The sequence below is a fragment of the Dactylosporangium sp. NPDC005572 genome (genome assembly GCF_040605515.1).
Lineage (GTDB): Bacteria > Actinomycetota > Actinomycetes > Mycobacteriales > Micromonosporaceae > Dactylosporangium.
Genome location: NZ_JBEXCY010000301.1, coordinates 1 through 11,570 on the forward strand (window position 1 = coordinate 1; position 11,570 = coordinate 11,570).

The following is an 11,570-nucleotide window of genomic DNA, read 5'->3' on the forward strand; positions in this document are numbered from 1 at the left end:
CCTCGCCGCCGCCTATGCGGGACACACCTGGGGCCTCGGCCGCTGGTGGGCGAAACTGCCCTTCGTGCAACGCAACCGCTGGCTCATCTGACCCTGAACCCACAAACCGAAGCCCGGGGAACAACCTCCCCGGGCTTCCCGCGTCTGCGGCGCCGGACGAGCTGGTGTGTGAAGATTCAGTGCACGCCCTCGATCCGAGCCTGATCGGGTCGGCAGGATGTCACCATGCCGGACACCCCAACAAGCGACGCCTCCGCGCGGATCTGGGCATTCCATCTGGTCGTCGTTTCGGTGGCAGGCGGCATGTTCTGGTCCGTGAGCTACCCGGGCATCCACTTCTTCCTGTTCGCGGCCAGCGCCTGTGCCTCCGTGCTCGTCGCCTGTTTCTGGCTCGGGTGGATCATCTACGTCGGCAGCACCAGAGGCGGGTGGAAAAGATGGTTCCTGATCGGACCAGCCATCGGCGCACTCACCGTGGTGCTCCTCGCCGCCGGCGCGCCGGTCAAGCTGCGGTGGGCGGCCAGCCAGGGCGCGTTCGCCACCGTCGTCGCCGGACACCCGATCCCACCCCCGGGCAGCGCATGGAAAAGCTTCGCCGTGCCAAGCCGGTTGGGCCTCTACAGCATCACAAGCGCCGACTGGGTGCCCGGCGGGGCGATCTTCTACGAAGCCAACGGCGCCATGTTCGATGACGCCGGCTTCGCCTACCTGCCCGGCGGGCCAACCAGGGAACTCAACACCGGCCTGTTCGAGAACCCCAGGTTCCGACACCTCGGCGGAGGCTGGTACAGCTGGACCGCCAGCTGGTAACGAACGAACCCAGCGCGTCAGTTGGTGGGTGCAGTCAGGTCGATGTCTCGCTGCTCCGGCTGTCCGGCCTCGTCGTCGGGGTTCTCGACAACCTCTCCATCTATGACCTGCACAATGACGACTCGCAGCGTCGGGTTCGTCAGCTCCAAGCTGGCGAGGTGCTTCTGCAGCCTTTTCGCCATGGGAAGAAACGTCGCAAGGGTGAGCCCACCGGACACGACAGCCCCGACGACGGGGACGATCTTCGCAACGCTCTTGGCAAAGACCTGCTTTGTCATCTGAACGCCGAGGTAGCTTGCGACCTTCTTCACCACCGGGTAGATCACACCCTTGGTGAGGGCCTGCTGGGGCAGCTTCCTGACCACCTGCTTCGCGATCATGCTCGAAGCCCTGGTCACCGCCACGTTCGCCGATTGGGCACCGAACATCACGCCCAGAAAGAGGGTGAGCATCCCTTTGGTCGCGTCGTCGAGGTCTTCGCCGTCGTCGGAGAACAGATCCGGCCAGCTGTAGATGTATGCGAGCTTCTGTGCGATCCGGAGCACATGGCCGAAATACTGGGCCAGGTCCGCAGGTACGACGGCAATCATGCCGACAAAACCGGGTATCCCGGCCGCGGCGGAGAGCGCGGTCACCTTGGCGGTTTCGAACCTGATCGACTCGTTCGCCGCCCGGTCGAGGACTTCAAGGGGGATGCCAGCCGCCGCGGGGGTCTCAGCGATCGCTGCGGCGATCTCCTCTTCGGAGCAGTAGCGCGCCAACGCACTTCTGAGGTACGCCGCTCTGTTGATGCGCACACCCGGCAGCCTCGCCGAGGCCCCCAGCACTGCGGCGAAGCGCGACTCCGAGTTCTCGACAACTTCGCTCGCGGTCATAGCGCCGAAAACTACAGCACCTGGTACGCGGCCCGGTAGACCCCAAACTTGTTCGTTCCGGGCAGAAAATGAATAACGTGCCTCCCGTCCTCAGTTGACCCCGGTGCCGACTCTGCAACGTGGGCCGGCCACGGAACCACGTCCCTCAAAAGTCGTCACCGTCAGCTTCAGCACAGTTGCTTACCACCCGCCCGATGCCAATGCAGCAAAACGGCTCACATATATCGAGGGACTCGGATATCCATTGCGGGCTGCCGCAACCATCCTGTGGCCCGCTCGATGTCGACCCAATTGTGGGCGATTCCAGAAACGTCGCGATCTGTTGGCAACCGATTGGATGGTCAGTGGCGCTGCAGGCGTGGCGCCACGAGCGTGTAGACCCCGCCGAGCAGCAGGCCGTACATGAGATGGCCCATCAGGCCTTGCCAGGCGGTGGCGTTGAAGATGAACACGTCCGTGCCGAGCCAGGCCGGCATGAGCAGCAGCGTCCCGAGCACCCACCACACGGCCGCGTAGCTCATGCCGATCACGGCCGATGTGACCGGGGTGGTGGCCCAGCGGGCGAAGAGGATCGCAAACGTGGTGCCGATGAACGCCGAAATGGCCAGGTGCACCAGCCACCCGAGGGCCACCGAGGTGCTGCCGACAAGCATGGCCACGATCGCGATCATGCCCATCATCTGCATCAGAACGCCGAACATGATTCCACCGACGAGCCCGCCGGCGACCCCTGCCGCGATTCGGGCTGGCAGCGTGGTGGCCGTGGTAGGTGGAGCGGGTACGGTCGTCACGGTTCATCCTCCTTCTGCCTGGTATCCCGCCGACCGTAAAGCCGACCTGTCGGTCAGATCCTTCGGTGACCGTCGACACACTTCGGCGGTTCACCCTCACGGTCGGTGCCTCATCCGGGTGACCGGACTCCACGGGTAGAAAAAGCGCTCATCGCCGCAGCCAGGGCACCGCGTCGCTGCACCCGGAGCCCGACAACCGCCGTATGCGCTGACCGTAGACGGCCTGGCCGCAGCGCACCTCGGGTGGCCGTTCTGCCCGGCAGACGGGTGGGTGGGCACGGTCGTTCCCCGGCCGGCTCTCGATGGCGTAGTCAGACAGGCAGCCAGTCTTGTCTACGGATCTTCGAAGCGACCGTGTCTCGGGCGCCGTCGTGCTCTCCGTAAAGGCGGCTGACGCCTCACCGTTGCCGGACGACGGCTACCGGGCAACCGGCGTGGTGGATCGCGGCCTGGCTCACCGATCCCAGCAGCAACCCGGTGAACCCGCCCCGGCCCCGGGAACCGACGACGAGCAGGTCGGCGCCCGCGGCCCGGTCGGTGAGGGCCGGGGCCGCTCGGCTGCTCACGACGGCCGGCCGGAAGTCGACGTCCGGGTACTTCTCCGCCCACCCGCCGGCCATATCGGCCAGCGTGCGCTCGTGCCCCTCGCGCACCGACTCGGCGTCGGCAGCCGGCGGCCACATGCCGCGGGCGGGCCCGGTGGATGCCGGCCACTCCTGCACGAGTACGGCGGTCAGGCCGATGCCACGGTACGACGCCTGCTCGAACGCGAAGTGCAGCGCCTCGTCGGCGTCGTTGGAGCCGTCGACCCCGACGACCACCCGGCCCGCCTCGGGGCCGGGCCGCCGCTCGTCGTGGCGCACGATGACGACCGGGCAGTGGGCGTCCGCGGCGAGCTGCACGCCGACCGAGCCCAGCAGCAGCCCGGTGAAGCCGCCAAGCCCCCGGTTGCCGACCACGACGACCCCGGCGTGCTCGGAGGCCTCGATCAGTGCCGGGGCCGCCGACTGCACCGCCGTGGCGGTGGTGACACGGACGCCGGGCGCGGCGGCCTCGGCCCGGGCCGCCGCTTCGGTGAGCAGTTGCGTCGACACCTCCTGCAGGCCCTCCTCGTACGGGGCGATCACCGTCGGGGCGAGCGGCGCGTAGACCATCGGCTGCACGAACGCGTTCATGATGTGCAGCGGCCGCGCACGTCTGGACGCGTCCGCCGCCGCCCAGTCCACCGCGTCGAGACTCGGCTTCGAACCGTCAACGCCGACGACGACGCTCTGCTCCGCAAGCATGAGGACCTCCAGGTGCCCGGGTGTCTGGTCCCTATCAGCGTTGCTCGGCCGCGGGTGAGCGGTGGAGGGGATCGGCCAGGACCGCTCCTACCCGCCAGGCACCGCAGCGGCTCGGGTGCGCGCGACTGACCCCTGAACGAATCCAGCCGAGATGGAGAGTCACGACCCCACCGAACGCGAGCGAAGCGAGCCCGCCCGCGCAAGCGGCAAGGGGGTGCGGGTGGCGAAGCCCCCGCCCGGAGCGAGCGAAGCGAGCGCGGAGAACACCACGAGCTGGAAGCGAATCAGGCGCAGCCTGCATGAGCAGACTGCGCCTGAACTCGTGGGCGATACTGGGATCGAACCAGTGACCTCTTCGGTGTGAACAAGGTCAACTCGGTCCGCCTGGCTGGGTCGAATCGCGAAACGCCTGGTCAAGGCGCTGGTCTGCGTTGGTTTGCGATGGTCGTTCTGGGGGTCATTCGCATGATCGTCTCCCAGATCTCTCCCAACCGGCCAACGGCGGCGACGCGAAGCGTCCCGCCGAACCACACCTCCCCTGCATGGCATCCCGTCGCGCAGGCTCGCCCCGGCCGGGCCGTGGTCGCCCGCGCCGGACTCGCCGCAGGCGACCGCGAAGCGGCTTGGTCTGGCGCGGGCGGGCGCGGTCTGGCTGCCTTCGGTGCGCGGCGGGAAGCCATGCACCTACCGCAACCACCCACGGCCGGCATCCCGGAGCGTCGGGTCCAGGGCGGACTGCCCTGGCCGCCGGAGGCCGAACCCCGGGTGCAGGGCCGGAGGCCCTGCCCGCCGGAGGCGCTGCCGTGTTGACGACCGGCGGCGCGCACGATCACGATAAGACGATGTCCGGTAGGCTGCCGATCTCGAACATTGGCAACGAGCCGCTAGAGCTGACTGTGCAGCCGTTCCTCTTCGCTGACGTACATGGTCGTTGCGACTACCGTATGCCGCCCGGCGCCCGCTGGCAGATCGTGTCCGACAGGAACCTGGACGTCGAGATCGAAGCGGGGTACCCGTATCTCATTATCTTTGTCCATGGCGGCGTCGACTTCGAGGTGACCGACGAGAACGGCGTGGTCCAAGACTTCGCCGACCCGGGCCAGCTGGACCGGAACTGAGCATGCGCATCTGCCCTTCGCCGGAAGCGCTGTCCGGGTAGCCGGATGGACAGTGAGTGCCCAGCGTTGCCGGACACGGCGGACGCTGGGCTTCGTCGTGCCCGTTGGAGTGCCGCACGGTCCGGGGTCGGCGCGCCGGGAGCGCAGCGGCAAGGCGCGCCGTGCCCCGGACCGTGCGTGCGGCCCGCTTGCGGGCCGCCTTGAAGACGTATGGAAAGTTCTCACCTGAGATGGAGCTGGAGCTTATGCTTGACACGGCGGCCTCGGCTGATGGTTGACACCCGGTCGACCCGGTCCTCGTTTCTCCTGTGAATTCAGGCGGGAGGGACCGGGTGGGACTTGCGGAGTTGAGCGTTATGGAGCAACGGTTCCACGGGGTAATGGAGTGCCTGGGCGGCACACCCAAAACCGAAGTTGCCGCTCGGTACGGCGTTTCCCGCCAGACAGTGCACAGCTGGTTGGCTCGATACGCGGCGGGCGGGATCAGGGCGTTGGAGGACCGGTCGCACCGGGTGCGTCGTTGTCCGCACCGCGTGGACGCGTCGGTGGAGGCGTTGGTGTGCGAGTTACGTCGTGACCATCCGAGGTGGGGTCCGCGCCGGTTGCGGTTCGAGGTCGGTCGCCGGGGCGTATCGCCGCTTCCTGCCCGGGCCACGGTGTACCGGATACTGCGCCGTAACAACCTGGTCGCCGGCGTGCCGCGTAAGCGGCGGCGGGAGGATTACCGGCGGTGGGAAAGGCCCGAGCCGATGGAGCTGTGGCAGATGGACATCGTCGGCGGCGTGCTACTGGCTGATGGCACCGAGGCGAAGGTGGTCACCGGGCTGGATGACCATTCCCGGTACTGCGTCATCGCCACCGTCGTCCGGCGGGCGACCGGCCGTGCGGTCTGCTCGGCGTTTGCCGCTGCCCTGGTCAAGTTCGGGGTGCCGGGTGAGGTGTTGACTGACAACGGGAAACAGTTCACCGGCCGGTTCACCAAGCCGCGTCCGGGTGAGGTGCTGTTCGAGCGGATTTGCCGGGAGAACGGCATCGTGGCCCGCAACACCAAGCCGCGCTCGCCGACCACGACCGGGAAAGTCGAGCGCTTTCACCAGAGCCTGCAGGGTGAATGCCTGACCGGGCATATCTTCGCCAGCGTGGAGGCTGCTCAGGCCGCGGTAGACGTGTTCGTCGCCGAGTACAACTACAACCGACCACATCAGGGCATCGACGACGCGTTCCCCGCCGACCGGTTCCACCGCCCCAACCCGGACCGGGACAAAGACCGAAGCTGCCGCCCCGCCTCCGAGGATCCCGTCCGGGCTGCTGCCGCCCACCCCGCCGCTCGCGGCTGCCCAGCCGGTGGAGTCAATTGATCAGGCGTCCACCACGGTGGCTGGCCGGTCGCAGCCAGTGCAGGTCGACCGGGTCGTGCCCGCCTCCGGCAACCTGATGATCGCCAGGCAACAGGTCTGGCGCGGCCCAACCCGCGCTGGCCTGCCCATCACTGTGTGGGCCGATACCGACCGGCTGCACGTCCTCACCGCCGATGGGGCCAGGATCAAGAGTTGCCCATCCCGGCTATCCCAACGCGACCTGGCCCGTCTCCTCGCCGATGGTGGCCGCCCCGCCGGCCCCTCCCCGCTGCCCGCCGTGACCGCGGACCTGTCGGCGGTGGAGGTGGACCGCGTCGTCAACGGCTGCGGCGGGATCAGCATCAGCGGTCGGCAGATCAGTGTTGGCATGCCGCTGGTCGGCCAACGCGTCCGGGTCCGGCTCGATGGCGTCCTGCTGCATGTGATCGACGAGCAAAATCAGCTGCGCCGGACCCTGCGCTGCCCGCTGCCGCCGAGCGCCTGTGCCCGCATCCGTGACGCCCGGCCCGCCTCCACGATCGCACCGCCCGCCGTCAGTCCGGATGTGGAACGGGTGGTTTCCATCAACGGCAGCATCCAAGTCGCTGGGCAAAAGATTCAGGTGGGCGTTGTGCACGCCCGCAAGCTCGTGTCCGTCGCCGTGGACGAGCACACCGTCACCGTCTATGACAACGACACTCCAATCAAAGCCGTCCCGCGCCGCAGCACCACCGACCTCAACCGGACCAAAGCCAGCCACCAGATCGTTCGCCAACGGGATCCGGCACCGCGCTAGATCTCCTCGTCCTGCGCCCAGTCCTCCCAACGCACGTCACGCAAGCCGGCGGGGATGTCCCGGCCGGCCGGTACCGTTGCGTTGTCTTGAAACCAGACGATCACCAGCCGTGAGTAGTGCAGCACCGGGTCGAAGCCTGGATTGATCGGGCCGGACGAGAACCTGCCCATGCAGATGACCGCCGGGAGCAACTCCAGAGGCCCGAACGGCGATGCCGTCCCCGAGTCTTGCTCCGGCCGGGTTCTGAGCGGCTCGACGACATGGACCGGCGCGTGCGGCAGCAACCGACCGGCCTGTTCTGCCAAGCCCGCGACTTTCATGTCGTTGAGCCGGGCCATCGGATATCCCTCGATCAACCCGCCGTAGGTCGACTTCAGGTGCAGTTCAGAGAGCTTGATCTCTCGTCCCGAGCCAAGTTCCATACGCGCAAGAACCACGGCCGGTAAGCCTACCGATGCTCGTACCATCAACCCCAACAGCACCCGACCACTATTCGATCATGACCAGACGTCAAGGATCGTCCGAGGCCGATCCGTCAAGCTTCATGTGAGACCAGGCAGATGGAGCTGGAGCTGGACTTGGCGACGGGGCTGACATGGGTAATGGCGGTCCGCGTTAGGCGCCGCTCGGGTAGGTCTGAAGTGTGCCGCGGTCGTGCTGCGTCCTCGCCCGATCGGGGGAAGCGGTCTGGTTAGCGCATCGATGCAATTGACGCCATGACGGCTGAGCAGGGACGGATGAGTGCATTCAAGCGAGCGCGGCCCGGGTCGGTACGGGAATCCGTTCATCGCGGATGGGGATGGGTGCTTGCTCGCTGGTCGTGGCTGTCGTGGCTGCTGGCCGTCTCCTTCGTCGTCGCGGGTGCTGCTTCGCTCGGCCCGGGCTGGTGGGGGCGTGTCCTGTTGGGGGTCGGTTCCGCTGCGGTTCGGCACTGGTTGCCGGTCCTGCTGTTCGGGGTCAGCGGGGCTGTGCTGGTGGCGTCGGCGGTGCGGGGGTTGCATCGGTGGCGGGTACGCCGGGGGCAGCGGAAGCCGGTCACGGTATGGCTGCCGTTGTCGGCGCACATCGGTGGGCTGCTGCTGGCGGCGATCGTGGTCGCGGTAGGCCTGGGCGGGCTGCTGTGGTTGGCGCTTGGTGGACCGCGGGTGGGTGGACTGCCGTCTGCGCCGTCGACCGGGTCCGGGGCGGGTGCGCCGGTCCGGGGGCGCAACGCGGCGGGCCGGGCTGACGCGTGCTGGGTGCCGGTCGCGCCGAACCTGACGCCGCACGGCCTGCGGCACACGTACAAGACCATGATGCTGGAGCTGGGCACGCTGCCGGTGGTCATGGATGAGCAGATGGGGCACGAGGACGGCTCGATCCAGGGCCGGTACTCGCACGCGACACCGGAGATGCGGCGGCGGCTGCTCGACGGCCTGACGGACCTGTGGCGCTCGGCGCTGGAGGTGCGACGGGGCGTGCACGCGGGGTCGCCGGTTGCTGTGCTCGACCGGCTGCTACGGGAGGAGTCCACGTCATGAACGCCGCAAGATCGTCTCCCAGAATTCTCCCCAGAGGGTCGGGGCGACACGAAAACGGCCGGAAGCCTGTGGGGCTAACCGGCCGTGAACTGGGGTTTTGCGGTGGGCGATACTGGGATCGAACCAGTGACCTCTTCGGTGTGAACGAAGCGCGCTCCCGCTGCGCCAATCGCCCGCGTGCACGGAACTCTACCCGATGCGTTGACCGGTGTGCACCCCGGGGCCAACGTCGAAGGTGCGCTCGCCTCCGTGGACCTCCCACATCGGCACTGCGGTGAGCCCCTGGGTTTGTCGTACGGGCCGGGGGACGGCGGCCGACGGGCGACGGGTGTCACCTGGACAGCGGGCTGCCGAACATCCGGCAGCAGATCGGCGGGCTGTGGATTACGTACCAGTCGTGCGACCGCGTCCGCCCCAGCCATACTCCGGAGGGGTCGCGGTGGGGCTGACAGTAGGCTGAGTCTCCTATGGCCCGTTACGCACTGCTCATCCTGCCGTCGACCAATCGCGTGTACGCCGACGCCTCCGTCGGGCTGACCCGCGCTGAGCTTGCCGCCTTTGGCCGCGTTCTGCGGGAACCGCCGCAGAAGGTCGAGGAGGAGACGATCGCTGGCGTTCCGTACGTGACGTTCGAGGTCGAGGGCCTCGGCGAGCGGGACGTGGCGCTGCTGTCGAACCTCTCCGCCGCCTACGCGCTGTTCGAGCTTCAGGGTGACCTGTTGCGGCCCGTCGCGTTGCGGGCGCTCGACCGGTTCGACGACGACCTGCTCACGATTCAGAAGTACCAGGGAAAAACGAATGAGCTCTTCACCAAGCTGCTCCTGAACGTCACGCTGCTCGCGACGGACTTTGCCGGGGAGCTTCTGGAGCGGCGGTTCCGGGTGCTCGACCCGCTGTGTGGCCGCGGTACCACACTGAACCAGGCGATCATGTATGGCTTCGACGCCGCCGGGGTGGACCGCGACCAGAAGGACTTCGAGGCGTACGCCACGTTCATCCAGACCTGGCTCAAGCGTAAGCGGATCAAGCACCGCGCCGAGGTCGGCCCGGTGCGGCGCAACCGCCAGGTCGTCGCGCGCCGGCTGCAGATCGACCTCGCCGCCGACAAGGACGAGTACAAGGCGGGCCGGACCCAGGCCCTCGACGTGGTGAACGCCGACACGGTCCGCGCGGGCGAGTTCTTCAAGCCGGCGACGTTCGACGTCATCGTGGCCGACGCGCCGTACGGCGTGCAGCACGGCAGCCGGACGGCCGGCAAGGGCCTGACCCGCGACCCGGGCGACCTGCTCACCGAGGCGGTCCCGGTGTGGGCCGACCTGCTGCGCCCGGGCGGCGCGATGGGCATCTCGTGGAACACGTTCGTGGCCCGCCGCGAGGACGCCGCGGCCGCGCTCACCGGCGCGGGCCTGCAGGTCGTGGAGGAGGAGCCGTACCTGTCGTTCCGCCACCGCGTCGACCAGGCGATCATGCGCGACATCCTGGTGGCCGTGAAGCGCTGACGGGCCATGCCTGCTCGGTCAGCCCGGGGGGACGGTATGACGCCATCCCGTCAGCGCGCAGCGGGACTCGGTGAAGGCGACGGCGGCGACGACGGTGACGGAGCGCCGGACGAGCCTGACGGCGACGGCGTCTCCATGGTCGGCGGCTGCTGCGGTTGCGAGCTGGTTGGGCGCAGCGTGACGATCGTGACGGCCACCAGCAGGAGCGTCGCGGCGACCCAGCCGGCCCGTCGCAGGAACATGGACGCCGGACGGCGCACCGGCACCGCGGTCGGGGGGACCGCCGGCCGCAGTCGCTCCGGGGTGACTCGGGCGGCCTGTGCCGCGAGTGCCGAGCGCAGGCGCCGCTCAATGTCGGCGTTCATCGTCGCGACTCCGACAGCGCGTCACGCAGGATGGTCAGCGCGCGGTTGGCCGTCGACTTGACGGTGCCGCGCGATACATGCAGCACCTCGGCGATCTCCCTTTCGGACAGTTCCGACCAGTACCGCAGCACCACCACCTGGCGCTGCCGGACGGTCAGCCGCGCCAGTGCCGCCAGTACCTCCTGGTCGTCCTCCGGCAGCAGGGCCTCGTCCTCCGCGGCGGGCGCGGGTGGCGGTGGCGGCGGCACGTAGGCGCGGGCAGTGCGGCGCCGGCGCAGTACCGATCGTGCCGCGTTCATCACCCCCGCCGTGAGGTACGCGTGCGGATCGGCAACGGTGCGCAGGTCCGCGCCGTGCCGCTGATACAACGCGGCGAACACGTCCTGCACGACATCCTCGGCGGTGGGCAGGTCGTCAACCATGAGGACGGCCAGCCGTACCAGGCTGAGCCGCCGCGCGTGGTACAGCTCGTTGATCGCCGGCGGACCGTCCCGCTGCGGGGTGCCCCGGGAAGTGGACGCGCCGAACACCACGCAGCGCAGCACGCGCAGCAGCGGCCAGGGCAGGCGGAACGTGAGCGTCATGGTTCTCGCAGGTCAGGGGACAGGCACGCGACGATACCGCGGGGCCGAGCCGGGGTCACCGTAGCGGCGACGGCGATGGCAGGACCGACGACGACCGCGGCACCGGTGACGGCAGAACCGACGACGACTCCGGCACCGGCGACGGTAGAACCGACGACGACTCCGGCGACGGTGACGGCAGGACCGGCGACGATTCCGGCGACGGCAGGAGCGACGACGACCGTGGCACCGGCGACGGCAGCGGAGCGTCGTCGGCGAACGCGACGGCGGACACGGCGCCGATCGCGGCGACGGTAGCCGCGCACACGACGTAAGCAACGGTACGAACCTTCAGGCGCATCACGGCACTCCAGTGGATGAGGTACGGCTTTCGCAGCGATAGACGCACGACGCCACTGAAGGTTGGCTCCGCGATAGTGACGTGGATCACGGGGGCGGATGCTGATGCGTTGAAGCCCGGGGAGGTTGTTCCCCGGGCTTCGGTTCGTGGGCTCGGTTTCAGATGAGCCAGCGGTTGCGTTGCACGAAGGGCAGCTTGGCCCACCAGCGGCCGAGGCCCCAGGTGTGTCCCGCATAGGCGGCGGCCAGC

Annotated in this window: 12 protein-coding genes, 1 tRNA gene and 1 pseudogene; 6 read left to right on the plus strand and 8 right to left on the minus strand. The window is 68.5% G+C overall.

Annotated elements, in window-relative coordinates:
* Nucleotides 1-225: 225 nt before the first annotated feature.
* Nucleotides 226-810: a hypothetical protein gene (locus tag ABZS66_RS57315; RefSeq protein ID WP_354772722.1), complete on the plus strand. Its 585-nt coding sequence runs from the start codon at nt 226-228 to the stop codon at nt 808-810.
* Nucleotides 811-827: 17 nt separating this feature from the next.
* On the opposite strand, the gene ABZS66_RS57320 is transcribed toward ABZS66_RS57315, so the two are convergent.
* From ABZS66_RS57320 to ABZS66_RS57330, 3 genes are all read right to left on the minus strand, one after another.
* Entirely contained in the window at nt 828-1,685 is an 858-nt protein-coding gene (locus tag ABZS66_RS57320; RefSeq protein WP_354772724.1) for a hypothetical protein, read from the minus strand.
* 341 nt (nt 1,686-2,026) lie between these two features.
* The gene (locus ABZS66_RS57325) at nt 2,027-2,386 is read right to left on the minus strand and encodes a DUF6789 family protein (RefSeq protein WP_354772726.1); all 360 of its coding nucleotides are present in this window, start codon (nt 2,384-2,386) and stop codon (nt 2,027-2,029) included.
* Nucleotides 2,387-2,874: 488 nt separating this feature from the next.
* Nucleotides 2,875-3,762, minus strand: a complete 888-nt coding sequence (locus ABZS66_RS57330; RefSeq protein WP_354772728.1) for a universal stress protein — start codon at nt 3,760-3,762, stop codon at nt 2,875-2,877.
* A gap of 803 nt (nt 3,763-4,565) precedes the next feature.
* Between ABZS66_RS57330 and ABZS66_RS57335 the strand changes: the two genes are divergently transcribed.
* From ABZS66_RS57335 to ABZS66_RS57345, 3 genes are all read left to right on the plus strand, one after another.
* Nucleotides 4,566-4,880, plus strand: a complete 315-nt coding sequence (locus tag ABZS66_RS57335) for a hypothetical protein (RefSeq protein WP_354772730.1) — start codon at nt 4,566-4,568, stop codon at nt 4,878-4,880.
* 380 nt (nt 4,881-5,260) lie between these two features.
* Nucleotides 5,261-6,238 carry an IS481 family transposase gene (locus ABZS66_RS57340; RefSeq protein ID WP_354772744.1) on the plus strand — a complete coding sequence of 326 codons (978 nt, stop codon included), beginning with the start codon at nt 5,261-5,263 and terminating at the stop codon, nt 6,236-6,238.
* Nucleotides 6,239-6,275: 37 nt separating this feature from the next.
* Nucleotides 6,276-7,013 carry a hypothetical protein gene (locus ABZS66_RS57345; protein ID WP_354772732.1) on the plus strand — a complete coding sequence of 246 codons (738 nt, stop codon included), beginning with the start codon at nt 6,276-6,278 and terminating at the stop codon, nt 7,011-7,013.
* Here ABZS66_RS57345 and ABZS66_RS57350 read toward each other — a convergent pair.
* Entirely contained in the window at nt 7,010-7,450 is a 441-nt protein-coding gene (locus ABZS66_RS57350; RefSeq protein ID WP_354772734.1) for a hypothetical protein, read from the minus strand. The genes ABZS66_RS57345 and ABZS66_RS57350 overlap by 4 nt on opposite strands.
* 750 nt (nt 7,451-8,200) lie before the next feature.
* Here ABZS66_RS57350 and ABZS66_RS57355 point away from each other — a divergent pair.
* Nucleotides 8,201-8,533: pseudogene (locus ABZS66_RS57355) on the plus strand (tyrosine-type recombinase/integrase); the annotation flags it as partial.
* A gap of 103 nt (nt 8,534-8,636) precedes the next feature.
* Here the strand turns inward: ABZS66_RS57355 and ABZS66_RS57360 are convergent.
* Nucleotides 8,637-8,708: transfer RNA gene (locus ABZS66_RS57360), tRNA-Val, on the minus strand.
* Nucleotides 8,709-9,000: 292 nt separating this feature from the next.
* Here ABZS66_RS57360 and ABZS66_RS57365 point away from each other — a divergent pair.
* Entirely contained in the window at nt 9,001-10,032 is a 1,032-nt protein-coding gene (locus tag ABZS66_RS57365; RefSeq protein ID WP_354772736.1) for an SAM-dependent methyltransferase, read from the plus strand.
* Between the two features lie 50 nt (nt 10,033-10,082).
* On the opposite strand, the gene ABZS66_RS57370 is transcribed toward ABZS66_RS57365, so the two are convergent.
* The 3 genes from ABZS66_RS57370 to ABZS66_RS57380 are packed head-to-tail and all read right to left on the minus strand — an operon-like array spanning nt 10,083 to nt 11,369.
* Nucleotides 10,083-10,397 (minus strand): hypothetical protein, encoded by a 315-nt coding sequence (locus ABZS66_RS57370; RefSeq protein WP_354772738.1) that lies wholly within the window; start codon nt 10,395-10,397, stop codon nt 10,083-10,085.
* Nucleotides 10,394-10,981: a sigma-70 family RNA polymerase sigma factor gene (locus tag ABZS66_RS57375; RefSeq protein WP_354772740.1), complete on the minus strand. Its 588-nt coding sequence runs from the start codon at nt 10,979-10,981 to the stop codon at nt 10,394-10,396. Before ABZS66_RS57375 ends, ABZS66_RS57370 begins: the two co-directional genes overlap by 4 nt.
* 55 nt (nt 10,982-11,036) lie before the next feature.
* Nucleotides 11,037-11,369 carry a hypothetical protein gene (locus ABZS66_RS57380; protein ID WP_354772742.1) on the minus strand — a complete coding sequence of 111 codons (333 nt, stop codon included), beginning with the start codon at nt 11,367-11,369 and terminating at the stop codon, nt 11,037-11,039.
* Nucleotides 11,370-11,570: the final 201 nt, after the last annotated feature.

Excerpts from the sequence above, each read along its gene's own strand:
- ABZS66_RS57315 (WP_354772722.1), top strand. The coding sequence starts at position 226 with ATGCCGGACACCCCAACAAGCGACGCCTCCGCGCGGATCTGGGCATTC.
- ABZS66_RS57320 (WP_354772724.1), bottom strand. The coding sequence starts at position 1,685 with ATGACCGCGAGCGAAGTTGTCGAGAACTCGGAGTCGCGCTTCGCCGCA.
- ABZS66_RS57325 (WP_354772726.1), bottom strand. The coding sequence starts at position 2,386 with ATGTTCGGCGTTCTGATGCAGATGATGGGCATGATCGCGATCGTGGCC.
- ABZS66_RS57330 (WP_354772728.1), bottom strand. The coding sequence starts at position 3,762 with ATGCTTGCGGAGCAGAGCGTCGTCGTCGGCGTTGACGGTTCGAAGCCG.
- ABZS66_RS57340 (WP_354772744.1), top strand. The coding sequence starts at position 5,261 with ATGGAGTGCCTGGGCGGCACACCCAAAACCGAAGTTGCCGCTCGGTAC.
- ABZS66_RS57365 (WP_354772736.1), top strand. The coding sequence starts at position 9,001 with ATGGCCCGTTACGCACTGCTCATCCTGCCGTCGACCAATCGCGTGTAC.
- ABZS66_RS57370 (WP_354772738.1), bottom strand. The coding sequence starts at position 10,397 with ATGAACGCCGACATTGAGCGGCGCCTGCGCTCGGCACTCGCGGCACAG.
- ABZS66_RS57375 (WP_354772740.1), bottom strand. The coding sequence starts at position 10,981 with ATGACGCTCACGTTCCGCCTGCCCTGGCCGCTGCTGCGCGTGCTGCGC.